This window comes from Myxococcus vastator (assembly GCF_010894475.1).
GTDB classification, from domain to species: domain Bacteria; phylum Myxococcota; class Myxococcia; order Myxococcales; family Myxococcaceae; genus Myxococcus; species Myxococcus vastator.
On record NZ_JAAIYB010000139.1, the window covers coordinates 1 to 18,408 of the forward strand.

At 70.1% G+C, this 18,408-nt stretch carries 16 protein-coding genes; 9 read left to right on the forward strand and 7 right to left on the reverse strand.

Features of this window, described 5'->3' with window-relative positions:
* Positions 1-177: 177 nt before the first annotated feature.
* From G4D87_RS15815 to sitA6, 4 genes are all read right to left on the reverse strand, one after another.
* Entirely contained in the window at positions 178-1,518 is a 1,341-nt protein-coding gene (locus G4D87_RS15815) for a sigma-54 interaction domain-containing protein (RefSeq protein ID WP_163782902.1), read from the reverse strand.
* A 58-nt stretch (positions 1,519-1,576) separates the two neighbouring features.
* Positions 1,577-4,339: a serine/threonine-protein kinase gene (locus G4D87_RS15820; protein WP_205507601.1), complete on the reverse strand. Its 2,763-nt coding sequence runs from the start codon at positions 4,337-4,339 to the stop codon at positions 1,577-1,579.
* Positions 4,340-4,530: 191 nt separating this feature from the next.
* Complete coding sequence (gene sitI6 / locus G4D87_RS15825) at positions 4,531-5,253, reverse strand: SitI6 family double-CXXCG motif immunity protein (protein WP_163782904.1); 723 nt, start codon at positions 5,251-5,253, stop codon at positions 4,531-4,533.
* Positions 5,254-5,269: 16 nt separating this feature from the next.
* On the reverse strand, positions 5,270-5,947 hold the full coding sequence (gene sitA6, locus G4D87_RS15830; RefSeq protein ID WP_163782905.1) for a SitA6 family polymorphic toxin lipoprotein: 678 nt from the start codon (positions 5,945-5,947) through the stop codon (positions 5,270-5,272).
* A 66-nt stretch (positions 5,948-6,013) separates the two neighbouring features.
* On the opposite strand from sitA6, the gene G4D87_RS15835 reads away from it, so the two are divergent.
* The 6 genes from G4D87_RS15835 to G4D87_RS15860 all read left to right on the forward strand — a co-directional run bounded on the left by G4D87_RS15835 (position 6,014) and on the right by G4D87_RS15860 (position 11,939).
* A complete protein-coding gene (locus G4D87_RS15835) occupies positions 6,014-6,424 on the forward strand; it encodes a hypothetical protein (protein ID WP_163782906.1) in 411 nt (136 codons plus the stop codon).
* 136 nt (positions 6,425-6,560) lie between these two features.
* A complete protein-coding gene (locus tag G4D87_RS15840) occupies positions 6,561-8,087 on the forward strand; it encodes a CoA-acylating methylmalonate-semialdehyde dehydrogenase (protein WP_163782907.1) in 1,527 nt (508 codons plus the stop codon).
* Positions 8,088-8,160: 73 nt separating this feature from the next.
* The gene (locus G4D87_RS15845) at positions 8,161-9,414 is read left to right on the forward strand and encodes a GTP cyclohydrolase II (RefSeq protein WP_163782908.1); all 1,254 of its coding nucleotides are present in this window, start codon (positions 8,161-8,163) and stop codon (positions 9,412-9,414) included.
* Positions 9,407-10,618, forward strand: coding sequence for a DUF1688 family protein (locus G4D87_RS15850; protein WP_163782909.1), 1,212 nt, complete (start codon positions 9,407-9,409; stop codon positions 10,616-10,618). The genes G4D87_RS15845 and G4D87_RS15850 overlap by 8 nt, the downstream gene beginning before the upstream one ends.
* Before the next feature lie 12 nt (positions 10,619-10,630).
* The gene (gene upp / locus G4D87_RS15855; protein WP_163782910.1) at positions 10,631-11,266 is read left to right on the forward strand and encodes a uracil phosphoribosyltransferase; all 636 of its coding nucleotides are present in this window, start codon (positions 10,631-10,633) and stop codon (positions 11,264-11,266) included.
* 115 nt (positions 11,267-11,381) lie between these two features.
* Positions 11,382-11,939 (forward strand): MXAN_0125 family MYXO-CTERM protein, encoded by a 558-nt coding sequence (locus tag G4D87_RS15860; protein ID WP_240358313.1) that lies wholly within the window; start codon positions 11,382-11,384, stop codon positions 11,937-11,939.
* Here the strand turns inward: G4D87_RS15860 and G4D87_RS15865 are convergent.
* Positions 11,936-12,490, reverse strand: a complete 555-nt coding sequence (locus G4D87_RS15865; RefSeq protein ID WP_163782911.1) for a c-type cytochrome — start codon at positions 12,488-12,490, stop codon at positions 11,936-11,938. The genes G4D87_RS15860 and G4D87_RS15865 overlap by 4 nt on opposite strands.
* An 18-nt stretch (positions 12,491-12,508) precedes the next feature.
* Complete coding sequence (locus tag G4D87_RS15870; RefSeq protein WP_163782912.1) at positions 12,509-13,825, reverse strand: ferredoxin reductase family protein; 1,317 nt, start codon at positions 13,823-13,825, stop codon at positions 12,509-12,511.
* A 193-nt stretch (positions 13,826-14,018) separates the two neighbouring features.
* Between G4D87_RS15870 and G4D87_RS15875 the strand changes: the two genes are divergently transcribed.
* From G4D87_RS15875 to G4D87_RS15885, 3 genes are all read left to right on the forward strand, one after another.
* Entirely contained in the window at positions 14,019-14,240 is a 222-nt protein-coding gene (locus tag G4D87_RS15875; RefSeq protein WP_163782913.1) for a hypothetical protein, read from the forward strand.
* A gap of 67 nt (positions 14,241-14,307) precedes the next feature.
* Positions 14,308-15,630, forward strand: a complete 1,323-nt coding sequence (locus tag G4D87_RS15880; protein WP_163782914.1) for a CapA family protein — start codon at positions 14,308-14,310, stop codon at positions 15,628-15,630.
* 132 nt (positions 15,631-15,762) lie between these two features.
* Positions 15,763-17,781 (forward strand): putative metal-binding motif-containing protein, encoded by a 2,019-nt coding sequence (locus tag G4D87_RS15885; RefSeq protein ID WP_240358314.1) that lies wholly within the window; start codon positions 15,763-15,765, stop codon positions 17,779-17,781.
* Positions 17,782-17,784: 3 nt separating this feature from the next.
* Here G4D87_RS15885 and G4D87_RS15890 read toward each other — a convergent pair.
* Positions 17,785-18,408 (reverse strand): chloride channel protein (locus tag G4D87_RS15890; protein ID WP_205507602.1); only part of this gene is annotated, 624 nt, incomplete at its 5' end.

The window sequence follows — 18,408 nt, forward strand, 5'->3', positions numbered from 1 at the left end:
GGGCGGGTTCGGACGCGGCGGGCTGCACGCTCTGCTGCGGCCGGGCCTCCGAGAGCCTCGCGATGGTCTGGAAGAGGTTCACTCGCATGGGCGGTCTTCCCTGGGGGCTGGACGGAGCCCACATGGCTCCAATCCGAGGTTATCTCCAAACTCTGGAGAAAGTTGTTTCCGCGCCGCTCAGAGGCCGCCGCTCGGTTCGATACCGTGCTTTTTCAAGAGCTTGCGGAGGTAGACGCGGTCGATGTCGGCCTCGCGGGAGGCGCGGGAGATGTTGCCCTCGCAGCGCTCCAAGAGGTTGCGGAGGTAGTCGCGCTCGAAGCCCTCCACGAGCCGCTCCTTGGCCTCCTTGAAGGGCAGGTCCAGGTCGGCCGCGCTGGGGCCCCGCTCGCTGTCGGCGGACTCCAGGTCCGGGAGGGCCTCCTCGCCCAGGTTCACCACCTGCTCCACCACGTTGCGCAGCTCGCGCACGTTGCCGGGCCAGGGGTACTGGGTGAGCAGCGCGCGCGTCTGGTCCGACAGGGCGCTGGGCGGGCGGCCCGTCTGCTCGAGCATGTTGTCGATGAGCAGGGGGATGTCTTCGGGGCGCTCGCGCAGGGAGGGCATCGTCACGCGGAGCACGGCGAGCCGGTGGAAGAGGTCGCGGCGGAACTTCCCCTGCCGCACGGCGTCCTCCAAATCCCGGTGGGTGGCCGTCACCACGCGCATGTTGACGGTGACGTAGTCGTTGGCGCCCACGCGCTTCACCTGGCGGCGCTCCAGCACGCGCAGCAGGCGGGGCTGGAGCTCCAGCGGCAGCTCGCCGACCTCGTCCAGGAAGACGGTGCCGTTGTGGGCGCGCTCGAAGGCGCCGGCCCGGTCGCTCTGGGCGTTGGTGAAGGCGCCCTTCACGTGGCCGAACAGCTCGGACTCGATGAGGGAGGGGGCCACGCCCGCCAGGTCCACGATGACGAAGGGCCCGCTGGCGCGGCGGCTGGCCTGGTGGATGGCTTCGGCGCACAGGTCCTTGCCGGTGCCCGTCTCGCCCTGGATGAGCACGTCCGCGCCGCCCGGGGACATGCGCTCCAGCAGGGTGAACACCTCGCGCATCCGGCGGCTGTTGCCCACCAGCGCGCCGAAGCGGTCGCGGTTGGAGAGCAGCAGCGTGCGCTTCGCCGTCTCCTCCGGCACCAGCTTCAGCTCGGTGGTGCCCAGGGTGATGACGGTGCCCGGGTGCAGCTCCAGCTCGGTGAAGCGGCGGCCGTCACACGAGGAGCCGTTGCGCGAGCCCAGGTCGGTGGCCACCACGTGCTCGTCATGGACCGTCAGCTTGAGGTGCTCGCGGGAAATCGTCTTGTCGGTGAGGACGATGTCGCACGTGGGGGCCTTGCCCAGCACGTACTCGGGCTTGGTGAGCGCGTGGCTCTGGCCGGACTCGGGGCCGGACAGCACCATGAGCTTCAGACGGAGCCGGCCTTGCCGCGCGCGGCTCAGCGTCAGCGTCGGGTCCAGCGCGGGTTCCTCTTCGTTCGACGGGGCCACGGGAGCGGGACGCTAACACGGCCGGGGCGGCCCGCCACCCGTTGGGTCCGTGGCGGCTTCACCGCCGGGGCCTGCGGGCGGGCGGACGAGCGCGAGCCGGGGTCGGCTCGGGCGGCAGCGTCGACAGCCAGGCGTCCACGTCCGCGACCCGCGCCTCCAGGCCGGCCTCGGTGAAGCGCGCCCGGGCCTGGGCCGCCTCCCCCCGGGCCGCGGGGGGCTGCTGCGTCTGCCACAGGGCGCGCGCCAGGGCGAAGCCGGACTCGGCCAGCACGTCGGGCGGGGCCGACGCGAAGGAGACGGCCTGCCGCAGCGGCGCCACCGACTCGTTCGCCTTGCCCAGCTCCAGCAGCGCCTGGCCCACGCCGTCATAGGAGTACTGGAGCCGCTCGTCGTCCGCGGGCAGCGCCGCGCGCTTGATGAAGAGCGCCTCTTCGTAGGCCTTCAGCGCCTCGTCGTAGCGCTTCAGCGCGTGCAGGCACATGCCCACCTCGTCCAGGGCCTCCGCGTACAGCACGCTCGTCTCGCCCCGCGTGGCCTTGCGGACCTGGGCCGCCGCCTGGGCGTGCTTCAGGGCCTTGGCGTCCTGCTTCAGCTCGCGCAGCGTCAAGGACAGCATGCCGTGGCGCTGGGCCATGTCCGGGTGCCAGGGGCCTACCGCGGCCTCTGTCAGCACCAGCGCTTCCTCCAGCAGCTCCGCCGCCTTCTCGGGCTGCCCCAGGTCCAGCATCACGCCGCCCAGCAGGAAGGTGGTCCGCGCGCGCTTGGGGTGGCCCAGGGGCAGGGCGCGGGCCTGGAGCGCCTTGGCCTGCTCCAGCAGCGAGCGCGCGTCCTCGAAGCGCTCCTGCGACACCGCGAGGTTGGCCTGGTTCATCCGCACGTCGGCCTCCAGCACGGGCTCGCCGCCCAGGCGTTGGAGGGTGGCGTGGGCCAGCTCGCCCCAGTCCGAGGCCTGGGTGAAGTGCTGCTGGCCGTCCTCCACGTAGAGCAGCTTGTTGAGGATGGCGACCTTCAGCCGGTCCGCCCGTCCCGCCTCGGCGTCGCGCGCGGCGTGGAAGAGCTGCTTCGAGGCCTCGGGGGACCGGCCGTGCTGCTCCTGGAGCCAGCCCAGGTGGAAGCGCAGCTCGGCCGTGAGCGGCAGGTGGCCGGTGGCCAGCACCGGCGCCTCCAGCGCGCGCGCCACTTCCAGGGCCACCGGGTAGCGGCCCGCGTCCACCAGCGCCTTCACGTTCGCGACCTGTCCCTCCAGCTTCTCGATGTCGGCGCGCCTGCCCGCGTCCGTGGGCAGCCGCTGCTGTTCGGCCAGGGACTCCTCGTCCTCGCATTCATGCAGCGAGGGCAGGGCGTGCACCGCGTCCACCGACTTCTCCACCAGCGCGGCGTCCGCGGTGGACAGGAGCGCCACGGTGGCGCGCACGTCCTTGTGCCGCCGCGCCAGGCACACCGTCCGCCGCGTCAGCAGCTCTTCGGTCTGCACGCCGTGGACGTGGGTGGCCTCGCAGGCCTCGGTGCTCTGCTGCTTCCACGCGCTCGCGTAGCCGTCCAGCACCTGGGAGACCTTGCCCGCCAGCTCCTGCGCGAAGGGCTTGCCGGTGGCGAGGAAGGCCGCCTCCACCTGCTGCTTCGCCGCCGGGCTCCAGACGTCATCCATGCGCGCGCCCGCGGCCGCGCAGACCTGCGACTGCTGATAGAGGACGCCGCCCACCAGGGCCACGCCCGCCGCCACGGTGCTGGCGCCCGCCACCCAGCGCCGGCGCTTCGTGAGGCGGTGCTCCTGCGACAGGGCGCCCAGCAGCTCCGTCATGGACGCGAAGCGCGTGGCCGGGTCCAGTGACAGGCCCCGCATCATCGCCTGCTTCACCCAGGCGGGGACCTTCACGTCGCGCGGCGGCTCCTGGATGAGGACGGGCGGCGGCAGGGGCTTGGGGGCCTCGCGCTCCAGGGGCGCTGTCACGTTCAGCGGCTCGGTGGCCTCGACCTCGGGCTGCGCCTGGGGCCTGCGCGAGGACGCATACGCCTCCATCTTCGCGGGCTCGAAGGGCCGCTGACGGAAGAGCGCCCAGTACAGCGCGACGCAGAAGCTGAACTGGTCCGAGCGCGGGTCCAGGTCATCCCCGCGGAACTGCTCCGGGGACATGTAGCTGGGCGTGCCGATGATGAGGCCCGCCTCCGTGAGGGGCGTGTCCAGCATGCGCCGCTCGGAGGGCACGCGGGACTCCGAGTCCTCGGAGAGGTGCTCCTCCACGGGGAGCGTGCCCACCGGCCGCGCCAGGCCGAAGTCGGTGACGAAGACGCGGCCCGCGCGGCTCACCAGCACGTTGGCGGGCTTGAAGTCGCGGTGCACCAGCCCGGCCTCGTGCGCGGCCTGGAGTCCCCGGCCCGCGGCGAGGAAGGCCTCCAGCACCTCGCGCCAGGAGCGCTGCCCCTCCTTCACCCACGAGGCCAGGGTGCCGCCGTCCACCAGCTCCATGGCCAGGAAGACGCGGTCCCCCCACACGTCCACGTCGAAGATGGGGATGACGTTGGGGTGCGAGACGCGCGCCATTGCCTGCGCCTCGCGCAGCAGCCGCGCCCGGGCCTCCTCCGAGTCCGTGCTGCTGTCCGCATGCAGCAGCTTGAGCGCCACCTTGCGGTCCAGGTCCGGGTCATAGGCCGCGTACACCACGCCCATGCCGCCCTGGCCCAGGCGCTTGAGGAGGAAGTAGCGCCCCACCTGAGGCACGGGGGGCGCGTCCTCGCGCCGCGACCCAGGGCCGGTGCCGAAGGCGTCGTCCTCGCGATTGCCCGTGCCTGCGCGTCCTCTGCCGCTGTCTCTCATGCTCATGGCCGATGCACCCGGCGTCACTCTATCCGCGCTTGTCTCTCAGGCCCATGTTCCAGCCCGCTTGGATGGTTGCCTACGCACCAGGCCGGTGTCGGCCGCCGCCGACGGGTGGGGCCTTTCAGTCGGGCCTCGGACGGATGGATGGGCGCAAGCTCCTGAAAATAGAAGAGACGTGCGGTGCCTCGTCCGGGTCAACGGGTGGGCAATTCGTGGAAGGTGAAGCCGTCGAGTCTCTGCCGCCGCACAGCCTCCATGAATCGCTCGGTGCCAATGACCATGGTCGCGAAGTCGCCGACACGGAACAGGTCGACTCCCGAGGGGAGCGAGGCGGCATCCAGGATGGGCGCTTCCGGCCGCGTGAAGCCATGCCGACCACACGTCCCGCACGGAGGCGGTACCTTGGGGGGAATGCAGTCGGGATGCAGGCGTCCACGCGGCTCTATCTGGAGCTCCAGGAACGTGGGCGGAGTCTTCTGACGAAACGTCAGCTCGGTCCGGCAACCCACCAGTTCTTCCACGCCTTCCGCCTGAAGGCGCGACAGCACGTCGGGATGGACCAGCAGCAGCAATTGCTCGACCCAGGCGACGGGGCCGAAACGTCCCGTGGCTTTGCCCCTCAAAGGGCCGAAGCTTGTTCCAGGGGGCAGGGCCGCATGCGGAGGTGCCAGAGGACGCACCAATTCCCGGAGGCGTGCGAACTCCGGGAGCGGCTCCGAACGAGGTCGCTCGAACATCTCGCGTTCGGGAAGGTGGGACAGGTCGACGCAGGGATAGTCGTGCCCCACATCACTCCACGTGGCGCCGCACGTGGGGCAGTGCACTCCTGGGAGGCCCCACTTGTGCCACGCATCGATGTAGCCACCCTGTTTCGATGCGACCGCCGCGTCCTCGCCTAGCCAGAAGAACCGTGTCATCGGGGCGTCGAAGTCCTCATGTTCCAGGACGGGAGTAGTACGGATGGAGGGGGCCGCCCAGTAGTTGGAAGCGATAGATGAGTTCCCCCGCGTGTCGATAGATTTCCTCGGGCGTGGCCCTGGGATTGGCCAGCATGAAGTCGCGCCACGCCTGATTCCAGGCGCCACCCCGCCCATCGCCTCCGTGAATCCTCCGGTGGAGGTCGCGGGGAATCGGGAGGGTGTAGTTGTGAATCTTGACGCCCTGCCGCTCGAACCACCTCGCGAGCAGTTCGGCCTGCGGGAAGATGTGGTGCTTCTCGAAGCGACCGGCTGGAAGCTGGTGTGAGGGCGGGACTGCGCGCTCACGAACCCCGTTCCAGTTCGGAAAAACCATGACGGGTACCGCGCCGTTCGAGCGCTTCGTGTCGCGTCCCCAGTTCCGGCGGGGCCCGCTGCCTGGCGCGGCGGCGGCTGGAGGGCGTGCGGGAGGGAAGCGCACCGACTGGACTTCAGGGGCAATGTCTTCGCAGAAGTAGAGCCCGCACACGTCGAGGGTGCACTGGACCGCGACACATGGAGCCTCGTCGGAGGGGCGACACACCTCCTGGTCTTCGTTCGGTCCTCTCCGACGTTCATCATGCGCAACGGTCGAACAGCCCAGCAGGGACACGGCAAGCAAGAGCCAGAGCGCATGAGGACGTCGCACAGTCATGGAATCCTAGCCGACGGAAGGACTCGGCGTGCACGCCCCCCGCTCCGCGGTTACCTTCACGCCGCCATGTCCCTTCGCAAGGATTACATCGAGCGGCTCATCGAGGAGTTCGCCGCCGCGCTGGCCCGCATCATCAAGGCGGGCCGGGAGAAGAAGCTCGCGGACGCCCAGCGCCTCATCCAGGAGACGGCGCTGTCCACGTTGGGCATGGAGTACGCCGCGCTGCTGATGGCGGACCCGGCGTCCACCGCGCGACTGCTGGGCGCCCCTCCGCGCGTGAAGGTGCTCGCGCGCCTGGTCGCCGAGGACGGATCACTGATCGCCGAGCAAGGGGACGCCGCCACGGCCACCTCCCGTTTCCACTACGCGCTCGCGTTGTACGAAAAAGTCCAGGCCGCGGGCCTCACGCTGGACGCGGACGACACGGCCACCATCACCCGGCTGCGCGACCAGCTGGCGGCGTCTGACTCCCGCTGAACGCAATCCCGGTCGTTCGTCCGAGGGATGGGTCCGCTACCCGACAGAGTGAGCGCCTGGATGTCTTCCATTGGGCGTGTCTGAAGTCACCCTCGGGGACCCCCGGGTTGCATGACAGCCCATTCCCCCGGTTACGATGGCAGGCCATTTCTTCACGCCAGACACCTGGGGGGTGTGCGTGTCCTTCATCCAGCTTCCGCGGAGCGTCGTCTCGTGCCGTAACCTCGTTGGAGGAAGCTGGCAGGTGCCGCCCGGTGCGGCGCAGCTCGATGTCCGGAGCCCCTACACGGGCACCGTCATTGGCAGGGTTCCCCTCACGTCCGGCGCGGGAGTCTCCCATGCGGTGGAGGCCGCGAAGGCGGCGGCGACGTCCTGGAAGGACACCCCGCTGCGGGAGCGCACGCAGTTCCTGTATCGCTTCCGCCAGCTCCTCGAGCGGGACTTGGACGCCCTGGCCCAGCTCGCCGCCAGCGAGGCGGGGAAGACGGTGGCGGAGGCCCGCGCGGGCCTGCTCAAGGGCATGGAGGTCTGCGACTTCGCGCTGTCCCTCCAGAACCTCGACACGGGCGCGCACCTGGAGGTCAGCCGGGGCGTCTCCTGTGAGTACCGCCGCGAGCCGCTGGGCGTGGTCGCCGGCATCACACCCTTCAACTTCCCCGCCATGGTGCCGATGTGGATGTTCCCCATCGCCGTCACGCTGGGCAACGCCTTCATCCTCAAGCCGTCGGAGAAGGTGCCGCTGACGGCGTGCGCGCTGGGCGAGCTCATGTGCGAGGCGGGCTACCCCGCGGGTGTCTTCTCCGTCGTGCACGGCGGCAAGGAGGCGGTGGACGCGCTGGTGGCGCATCCGGACGTGCAGGCGGTGGGCTTCGTCGGCTCGTCCGCGGTGGCGCGCCACCTGTACGCGGAGGGCTGCAAGCGCGGCAAGCGCGTGCTGGCGCTGGGCAGCGCCAAGAATCACCTCATCGTCGTGCCGGACGCGGACCCGGAGCTGACGCCGCAGGCGGTGGTGGACTCGTTCACCGGCTGCGCGGGCCAGCGCTGCATGGCGGCCAGCGTGCTGCTCGCGGTGGGCGACGTGGAGTCCATCCTCCAGGAAGTCCTCCGCCGCGCGGCGAAGCTGGAGTTGGGGCCCGGCATGGGCGCGCTCATCGACCGCGGTTCATTGGACCGCCTGGAGACGGCCCTGGCCCGCGCGGAGGCCGAGGGCGCGCGAGTGCTGCTGGACGGCCGTGGCCGCAAGCCGCGGGGCGAGCCGTGGGCCGGTGGCAACTGGCTGGGCCCCACGCTGCTGGACGGCGTGCGCCCGGAGATGGAAGCGGCGCGGCGCGAGCTGTTCGGCCCGGTGCTCTCCATTGTCCGGGTGCCCACGCTGTCCGCGGCGCTGGCGGTGGAGAACGCGTCGCCCTACGGCAACGCGGCGTCCATCTTCACCACCAACGGTGGGGTGGCGCAGATGGTGGTGGAGGGCGTGCGCGCCGGCATGGTGGGCGTCAACGTGGGCGTCCCCGTTCCGCGTGAGCCGTTCTCCTTCGGTGGCACGGGTGATTCGCGCTTCGGGTACGGGGACATCACCGGGCCGTCCAGCCTCGACTTCTGGACGCAGGTGAAGAAGGTCACCCGCAAGTGGTCGGCCCGGACCGACGGCTCGTGGATGAGCTGAAGCGCGCCCCACGCCGCGAAGCATCGCCCCCGCACCCCGACTTTGCTCCCGCGCCCGCAAGGAGGGCGCTCCCATGGCCGAGAAAAAGAATCCCAACCACATCCGCCTCACCTCCCACCCGGATGGCGACGTTCCCAGCGTCCCCATCCGCTGGGGAGACGGCGAGCCGACGCGCCGCGGCCCCGTCGTCGCCACGCTGACGGAAGCCGGGCACCGCAACGTCATTGGCACGCACGCCGGCGCGTATGCCGTGTACCGCGCGCTCGCCGTGGCCGCGGGCATGCTGCCGCAGGACCACCGCGCGGACCTGAAGAACACCGCGCCCGCCGCGCAGGTGGGCCCGCATCCGTCGTGGAGTGACCCGCATCGCATCGTCTCGCTGGACCCGTGGGGGGCCATCGCGCCGCAAGCGTTCCGGCCCTTCGCGGAGCAGGGCATCGACTTCCGGCCGACCATCGCCGTCACCAAGGCGCACATCAACTTCCCCGAGGTGCGCGACGCCATCGAGGCCGGGCGCCTGAAGCCGGACGGAGACCTGCTGCGCGACAACGGCGACATCAAGGTGACCAAGGCCGCGGTGGACCCGGTGTGGTACCTGCCGGGCATCGCGAAGCGCTTCGGCATGACGGAGAGCGCGCTGCGCCGCGGCCTCTTCGAGCAGACGGGCGGCATGTTCCCGGAGCTGATTACGCGCCCGGACCTGCACGTCTTCCTGCCGCCCATCGGCGGGCTGACGCTGTACGTCTTCGGCGGCATCGAGACGCTGGCGGACCGGGACGTGCCGCTGACGGCGCGCGTGCATGACGAGTGCAATGGCTCCGACGTGTTCGGCAGCGACATCTGCACCTGCCGGCCCTACCTGGCGCACGGCATCGAGGAGTGCGTGCGCACCGCGCAGGCGGGCGGCGCGGGGCTCATCGTCTACCTGCGCAAGGAGGGCCGGGCGCTGGGCGAGGTGACGAAGTTCCTCGTGTACAACGCGCGCAAGCGACAGGAGGGCGGCGACTCCGCGGCCACCTACTTCCAGCGCACCGAGTGCGTGGCCGGCGTGCAGGACATGCGCTTCCAGGAGCTGATGCCGGACGTGCTGCACTGGCTGGGCATCACCCGCATCCACCGCTTCGTGTCCATGAGCGACATGAAGCACGACGCGATTACGCGCTCGGGCATCGAAATCCTGGAGCGCGTCCCCATCCCCGACGCGCTCATCCCCGCCGACGCCAAGGTGGAGATGGAGGCGAAGAAGGCCGCGGGCTACTTCACGCAAGGGCCGGTGGCGGACGCGGCGGAGCTGGCGCGGGTGAAGGGGCGGGACCTCGATGTCTGATTCCGCCTTGGCGAGGTCGGACCTCTCTCCCGCCGTGGCGTGGCTGCGCACGCCGTCCGCCATCCGCGAGCGGTGCCACCAGCTGCTGGACCTGGGGCTGGCGGGCAAGCTGGAGCACTTCCGGGTCGAGCCGTCGCGGCTGCCCATCGTCGTGGACACGGTGCTGCACGTGACGCGCGAGCACTACCCCACGCTGGACGTGCCGCTGCACAGCCGCTGGCGCCACTTCGACGTGGGCGGCGTGGCGCGGCTGGCGGAGCTGGAGGCGCGGCTGAAGGACGCCACGCTTCAAGAGCGGGCGCGCGCGAAGCTGGACCTGGTGGTGGTGAGCGTGCTGCTGGACGCGGGCAGCGGTCCGCAGTGGCGCTACCAGGAGGCCGGCGGGAAGACGTGGGCGCGCTCCGAGGGCCTGGCCGTGGCCAGCTTCCGCATGTTCATGGAGGGGCGCTTCTCGTCGGACCCGGACCGGCCGCTGCGCGTGGACGCGGAGGCGCTGGGCCGGCTCACGCGTGAGGCGCTCGCGCGGGGCATGCAGGTGACGGACGCCAACCCGGTGGATGGGCTGGACGGTCGGCTGCACCTGCTGCACGGGCTGGCGAAGGTGCTGCCCCGGCCGGGCGCGTTGCTGGACATCATCACCGCGCAGCACCGCAGCGTGCGTGCCGCGGAGCTGCTGGGGCTGGTGCTGGAGGTGCTGGGCCCCATCTGGCCGGGCCGGGTGATGGTGGACGCGGTGAACCTGGGCGACGTGTGGCCGCATCCCGCGCTGGGGCCGGTGGAGAGCCTGGAGGCGCTGGTGCCCTTCCACAAGCTGTCGCAGTGGCTGACGTATTCCCTGGTGGAGCCGCTGTCTGAGGCGGGCGTGGTGGTGACGGAGCTGGATGGGCTCACCGGCCTGCCCGAGTACCGCAACGGCGGCCTGCTGGTGGACCTGGGCGTGCTGTCACCCCGGGAGCCGCGGCTCTTCACGCAGTCCTTCCACCCGGGTGACGAGCCCATCGTGGAGTGGCGCGCGCTGACGGTGGCGCTGCTGGACCGGGTGGCGGCGCTGGTGCGCGGCCGGCTGGGGTTGAGCGCGGAGGAGCTGCCGCTGGGCAAGGTGCTCCAGGGCGGCACGTGGACCGCGGGCCGGCGCGTGGCGGCGGAGCGGCGCCCCGGGGGCGGGCCGCCCATCCGCGTGGACAGTGACGGCACGGTGTTCTGACGGGAGGACGCAATGGAGTTTCCAAACTGCACGGTGGTGGACCACCCGCTGGTGAAGCACAAGCTCACGCAGATGCGCCGGGTGGAGACGAGCACCGCCTCCTTTCGGGCGCTGCTCCAGGAGACCTCGCTGCTGCTCGCCTATGAGGCGCTGAGAGACCTCAAGGTGCGCGAGGAGGACATCCAGACGCCCATGGCGCGCACGGTGGCGCCGGTGCTGGACGGCAAGAAGCTGGTGCTGGTGGCCATCATGCGCGCGGGGCAGGGCATCCTCGACGGGATGCTGCAGCTGGTGCCCTCCGCGCGCGTGGGACACATCGGCCTGTACCGGGACCCGGAGACGCTGTCGCCGGTGGAGTACTACTACCGCGTGCCCGGCCAGCTCGCGGACCGCGACGTGGTGGTGTGTGACCCGATGCTGGCCACGGGCAACTCGGCGGTGGCCGCGCTCCAGCGGCTGAAGAAGAGCAAGCCCGGCTCGCTGCGCTTCGTGTGTCTGCTGGCGTGCCCGGAGGGCCTGACGAACCTGCGCGAGCACCACCCGGACGTCCACGTCTACACCGCGGCCATCGACGAGCGGCTGGACGAGCACGGCTACATCCTCCCGGGCCTGGGCGACGCGGGAGACCGGCTCTTCGGAACCAAGTAGCGCGCGGTGGAGGAGGTACCCCTCACCCGGCAACGGTGACTTGGCGCGCGGCCGTGTCCGGAATCAGGATGCGCGCCGCGGACGGGGCCGGCGCAATCGGGTAGGGGAGTTGTCGATGCAAGGAAGGCTTGTTCGGGCCCGGCGCATGACGGCCTGGCTGGGCTGCGCCAGTGTGCTGGTGCTGGGGCTGTCGGGGAGCGCTCGGGCGGAGTCGCCGCCGTGCGATTGCTCCACGTCGAACCAGAGCGTCGTCTCCGAGGTGCCGTGCCTCACCGTGCGCACGGCCGTGAGCTGTGGGCAGAGCACCGTGCGCAACGCCTGCGAGCAGACGGTGACGCTCGTTGACTGGCCGCTGTGGAACTGTCCGGACGGCAGATGCACCCAGGAGCTCCCGTCAGGTGAAGAGGTGGGCTTCATCTTCGCCCGTAAGGACCGCGAGGAAGTGCGCTTCGTCGAGCAGTCCTACACGGTGCGCGTGGACGGCGCGGACCAGCAGCTCGCCGTTAGCGCGGAGGTGACGTGCTCGGGCGTCCGCGATTCCGGCGGCGATGGCTGCGCCGCGGCGTCCGGTGCGCTGGGGGCCGCGGGGGTGGCGTTGCTGATGGGCGCGGTGGCTCGCAGGCGCCGTGGGGCGCTGGCGCGGGCTGTCGCGCTCGCGCCCTTCCGCCGCTAGTTGACGGTCCGGCCGGAGGCCTCTTCGGCCCCACCGGGCCTGAGCGCATTCACCTCCCACGGTGAGCGCTTCGGCCCACGCAGCGCGGCGATGTCCGCTGGAACGTACAGCCGCGCTCCAGTGGGCGGCGTGTTGCCGAAGTGGGTGAGCACATGGTTCAGCACCGCCGCCAGCTCCACATCCGGCAGGTGGCCCATGGAGGGCATGGGCGCGCCCCAGCGGGGGCTCGTCAGGCCATGGAGGTTCAGCTCCACCAGGTACTCGCGTCCGCCCGGCGCGGCGAAGAGGCGCGCGGTGTCCTGGAGGCCGGGGTACTGGTCCCAACCCTGGCCTTCACTGCCATGACAGTTCCGGCAGTTGCTCGCGTAGGCGTGCTCGCCCACCTCGCGCCACTCGAACGCGTGCTCCGGGGTGGGCTCGTAGCGGGCGAGCGTCGCGTACTCGTTGGAGAGGACGAGCTGCGCGGAGCGCATCCAGGCGAACAGCGCGGAGCCCAGGATGAGCAGCGCGGCGATGGTGTAGGTGGCGATGTTCGCCACGAGGTGTCGCATGGTGGCAGAGGCTCCGGCCTAGGCGAGGTTGAACTTCTCGAGGTGGACGCGCGCCTCGGGGACGCCGCGCTCCTGGAGGGCTTCGTGCGCCGCCGTCATCATGGGCGGCGGGCCGCAGATGAAGAAGAAGCGCGCGAGCTTCTCCTTCGGCAGGTGCCGGTCCAGCACCTCGCCGGTGAGGAAGCCGCGCTCGCCCTTCCAGTCCTCGGCGGGCTCCTTGAGCACGTAGACGCAATGCAGGTCCAGCTTCTCCTCGAGCTCGGCCAGGGCCTCGCGGAAGGCCACGCTGTCCCAGTCGTTGTCGGCATAGAAGAGCGTGATGGGCCGGTGGTCCTTCCGGTCCGCCATGGTGCGCAGGAAGGAGAGGATGGGGGTGATGCCCACGCCGCCCGCGATGAACACGTAGCCGACGGCGGGATAGCGGTCGATGCTGAAGGCGCCATGCGGGCCGTCGAGGTACGCGCGCGTGCCCGGTGGGACGTCGCCGATGCGGCGGGTGAAGTCACCCAGCGACTTGATGCCGAACTCCAGCCGGTCCGAGCGCTCGGCGCTGGAGGAGAAGCTGAAGGGGTGCTCTTCCAGCGTGAAGGGCGAGCCCTCCAGCTTGATCCAGGCGAACTGGCCGGGGTCGAAGCGCATGCCGTGGTCCCCCACGGGCTCCAGCACCAGGGAGTGCGTGCTGCCGCGCTCGGGGCGGACCTCGGCGACGCGCCAGCGGTAGTTGCGCTGCCACGCGGGGCGCAGGACGCGCAGGTAGATGACGAGCATGACCATGGCGGCGCTGGTCACCACCCAGATGGCGTGCTTCCACGGCGTGTTGGTGTACAGGCCCGCCATGGAGACATGGAGCTGGGCGAAGACGATGGCCGCCACGCCCAGCAGCAGGTGCAGGAGGCGCCAGCGCTCGTAGTTGATTTTGAGCCGCTCGCGGAACTGCGAGGACACCACCAGGATGACGAGCGTCAGCACGCTCATCATCGCGGCGCGGCTGGCCCAGTTCCCGCTCAGGGGGTTGAGCAGCTTCAGCCGGGACGGGTTGTCGATGACGATGATGAGCGGATGCGCCAGCACCAGGGACACGGCGACCATGGCGATCTGCCGGTGGTACTGGAGGATGATGTCGATGCCGTAGGGCGCGGTGATGCGCTTGAAGCGCGCGATGAGCACGAACTGCACGGCAATCTGCGTCAGTCCCACGAAGCCCAGCGCCACGGACAGCTCGAGCCAGAAGGACCGCCCGGACGGAGCCGGGGGGATGAGCATCAGGAAGACGGGCACCAGCACGACGAGCAGGTAGAGGCTGATCCAGAAGAAGCCAGACATCACGCGGTTCATGCGGAGACTCCCATCAGGCCCCGTAGCCCGGGATGCGTCCGAGGGGAACGTGGAAGCAGGCAGGTATCGCTCGCACTGTTCACGGAATGACCCGGACCGTCCGTCCCCGCGACCCGGCGTGCGGGCCCCCTGGCCCCGCCGCGAGGGCGTGCACATCGTTCAGGGGGATGCATGCCAGGAGAGGAGAACGACGATGGCCGAGCAGCGCACACCGAAGTCACGTGACGCGTCCGAGTCCCCGCAGCCGGACTCGCGCCTCCGCGAGTCGATGAGCGACCCGGAGACGGAGCAGCGGGACGCGGAGGACCGCGCGGTGACGAACGAGGCCCACCGCTGGGGCGACGCGGGCAACTCCCGCGAGGAGCGCGGCTACCCGCGCGAGGGTGACGCGAGCAGCGACAAGGGCAAGCCGTAGCCGTGGTCCGCCGGCACCCGGGGGGGCCCCTTCCGGGGAGGCCGGGTGTCTGGATTAGGGTGGAGGCGTGTCCGCGCCCATCCTGCTGCTGTTGCCCCTGCTTTGTGCCTCCGCCCCCACGCGCGTGGAGCTGGTGTTTGGTGGGGATGTGATTCCCCATGGCGAGGTGAAGGAGGTCGCGAGGCTGCACGCGCGCACCGGGGCGCCGCCACCGGAAGGAGGCCGGGCGCCGTCGCTCAACCATGAGGGCTGGGACCACGTCTTCGGGCCCATCGCGGATGTGCTGCGCACCGCGGACGTGGGCGTGGTGAACCTGGAGACGCCCGTCACCGACAACAAGAAGGCGGTCGCGCGGGAGCTCTTGTTCAACGCGCCGTCGGCCATGGTGCATGCGCTGGCCTCGGCCGGGGTGAAGGTGGTGTCCACCGCGAACAACCACGCGAGGGACCAGCACCCCGCGGGCATCCTGGAGACGCTGCGGCACCTGGAGGCGGCGGGCATCCGTCATGCGGGCACGGGCGCGACGAAGGACGCCGCCTGGGAGCCCGTCTTCGTGGACGTGCGCGGCGTGAAGGTGGGGTTCCTGTCCTTCACGCGCCTGCTCAATGGCTTCAGCAACCCGAAGGATGCGCAGGCGCCGCACGTGGCGCTGGTGCCCTACTCCGGGCACGAAGCGCACCGGGGTGTTCAGCCCGAACAGGCCGTGGAGGCCGTGCGCGCCGCGGCGGCGCGGTGTGACGCGCTCATCGTGCTGGTGCACTGGGGGACGGAGTACAAGGAGGCGCCACGGCCCGAGGACCGCGCGCTGGGACGCGCGCTGCTGGACGCGGGGGCGAGGGCGGTCATCGGGCACCATCCGCACGTGCTCCAGCCGCTGGAGTCGTACCAGACGGTGGATGGGCGCAAGGGGCTCATCGCGTACTCGCTGGGCAACCTGGTGGCGAACCAGGACCGCTTCTACCAGCACACGGCGGGGGCGAAGCGCTCGGGGGGCGACCGGCGGGATTCGATGTTGCTGCGGCTGTCGCTGGTGCGGCCCATGCCCGGTGTGTCGGTGGCGCTGGAGGAAGTGGCGGTGCTGCCGGTGTGGATTGAGAACAACGCGGTGGGGCGGGCGCGCAAGGAGTCGCGGAACATCCAGCCGGTGCTCATCGACCGGGAGGTGGAGGCGGTGACGGAGCGGCTGGCGTTGCTGGCGGCGCGCCCGGAGCCGCTGGACAAGGAGACGCGCGCGCAGAAGGCGCTCTTGGAGCAGCGGTTGGAAGGCTCCAGGCAGCGGCGGGAGCGCATCCTCCGGATGCTGCCGGAGGGGTTCGCGGTGGCGTCGCCCGAGCTGCGGCAGCGTGGGGCGGTGGCGGTGCCTGCTGCGCGGTTGACCTCACAGCCGTGACGGCAAAGGCACACGTGGATGTGCCTCCGTCCATTCTGACTGTGATATGTCCATGGCCTTTCACTTGGGCGGACTTCAGGGTGAGTCGGCTTTTGAGCAAGTCACGCCTGGGGCTGGGGTAGAGTGCACCCCATGCGTCAATCCGCCATCCTCCTGCCGCTGTTGTTGCTGCTGGCCTGCAAGAAGGACTCGAAAGAGCCGGACACGAAGGAGGCCGCGGTTCACGTCAAGATTGGCCACCATCCGAAATTCAGTCAGGGCTGCATCACCGTGGAGGCCCATGGCGGCACCGGTGAGCCGGTGCTCGCGGAGTTCAAGGCGCCCGGCCAGTTCGACCCCAACGACCCGGTGTTGAACGTCGCCGTCTTCCGGAAGGCGGACTGGGGACGGGACGTCGAAGTCACCGTCAGGGTCTTCGAGAAGGGCTGCGCGGCGGAGCAGTGGGTGGATGAGCGGAAGCAGACCTTCAGCTTCGCCTCCGCGGGCCGACAGGAGTGGCTGCTCGAGGACCTGCACACCGCTGACGAGGACGGTGACGGCTTCGTCTCACCGGGTGGGCCAATGAACCGGGGGACGGACTGCGATGACCTGCGGGAGACGGCGTTCCCTGGGGCGCCGGAGCTCTGTAACGGCCTGGATGACAACTGCGATGACCGGCAGGAAACGGGTGTCGTCGACAGGCTTTGGTACCTGGACCAGGACCGCGATGGCTTCGGACGCAATGTGCCCGGCACGCAGGCCTGTGACCCGCCGAGTGAACTCCATGTTGAAGCGACGGGCGACTGTGACGACGAGCGGGCCGACATCCATCCCAACGTGGTGGAGGCGTGCAACGGCGTGGATGAAAACTGTGACGGGCGCGCCGACGAGCTGTTCACGGAGGGGCCGGGTGCACTGGGGACGACGTGCACGGAGGCCTGCGGCGGGACATATGCCTGCAACTCCGCGGGGACGGGGACAGAGTGCGTGGGCACTACGCCTGCGCTGCTCTATGCGGATGCGGACAGCGACGGAGAGGGCGAGAAGGACAGTGCGCCGGTGGGAGAGCTGTGCCCTGGCGCGCCGCTGCCGCCGATGATGGCGGACAACACGCTGGACTGTGATGACGCTGACGGCGCCACGAGCACCCAAGGGACGGAGGTCTGCGACGGCCTGGACAACGACTGCGATGGAGAAGTGGATGAGCAGATGTCCTGCGGCTCGCTGAGAAAGGTCGAAGACCCCGCGCTGACAGGGCGCTACTGGAGGTCGGTGGCCGTGCACCCGAGTGGTTACCCGGTGTGGGTGGCGGGATTGGACGGCAAGCTTGCGGTGAAGCGGGATGCGGCTTCAGCGTTCTTGAGTCACGACGGGGATGCGTCGGCGCCGTGTGGGCCCGCGGGGAACACGTTGGATTGGCACGCGGCGTGGGTCAACCCCAGTAATAGCTATCTACTCGTGGCCGGTGAAGACGGCTGGATTGGCGAGCACAACGGGGGCTCATGCTTCACGAGCCAGATAAACCTACCTGGTAACAGCGATTACTTCACAAGCGTCGTTGGAGTAGGGGAGACAGCTCAGATATTCGCAGTCTCGACCGTGGGCCACTTGTATGAGTGGACAGGCGCGGCCCAGCGTCACGACTCACCTGGTCAGTACTGGGGTCTCCATGCGCTCGGCCCTAATGCGCTGTATGCGGTGGGCTCGACAGGGGAGTCGTCGCCGCTGACGCCGATGGTAAATCTCTATATTCGTGACACGAACTGGGGCACTGCGGCAGCGCACAACCTTCAGGGAACCGCGGGCTACAACGGGGGCTTGCGGGCTGTGTGGGCTGCGGACGCGACGCTCATCTACGCGGTGGGTGACGGTGGGTTGGTGGTGAAAGGCAGTGGGCAATCGAGGGATTGGGAGCGGGTGCTCCCTCCATCCGGGCCCACGGTCAACTACGTCAGTGTGGCTGCACCGACCCAAACCCTGAATGCCTACATCATTGGCAACGATGGCAATTCAGGACGGCTGCAGCGGCTGACTCCGCACGGCTGGGCCAAGGCTCCCGCCTTCACCCCAAGCGCGCCGAACGTGCCCCTCCGCGACATCGCGATGACCTCCTCAAGCAACTTCTGGATTGTCGGCGACGACGGGCACGTCTACCACTTCCCGGAGCCGTAACCCTCAGCCTCCGCCCCGTCCCTCGGGTCCAGGGGGCGGGGCGCGGTCCTCGCGGGGTAGCTCCCGCAGGGCCACGATTTTCTCCAGCAGCGGCCCCCCGTGCTTCATCCGCGCAATCCGCTGTGACGGATAGATGCCCCGGTGCCCCGTGAGCAGATACGCCACCGTGGCCACAATCGCCACGTGGGGCAGCACATTCGCCCCCAGCAGCTCCACGGCCATGATGGACAGCGCCAGCGGCGTGTTCGCCGCCGCCGCGAACAGGGCCGCCATGCCCACCGCCGCGCCCAAATCCAGCGGCAGGCCCAGCAGCCGCGCCAGCACGTTGCCCAGCGCCGCGCCAATGAAGAACAGCGGCGTCACCTCGCCGCCCAGGAAGCCCGCGGCCAGCGTCACCACGGTAAAGGCCAGCTTCCACGCGAACGCGGGCACGGGCAGCGCCGGGTCCTGGAACGCGCGCAGGATGCCGGGCACGCCCAGCCCCAGGTAGTCATCCGTCCCAGCCAGCTTCCACAGCACCACCACCGTCGCACCGCCCAGCGCCATCCGCACCGGCAGCCACGGCACGCGCTGCTCCAGCAGCTTCTTCAGCCGGTGCATCAGCTCCACGAACACCACCGCCACCAC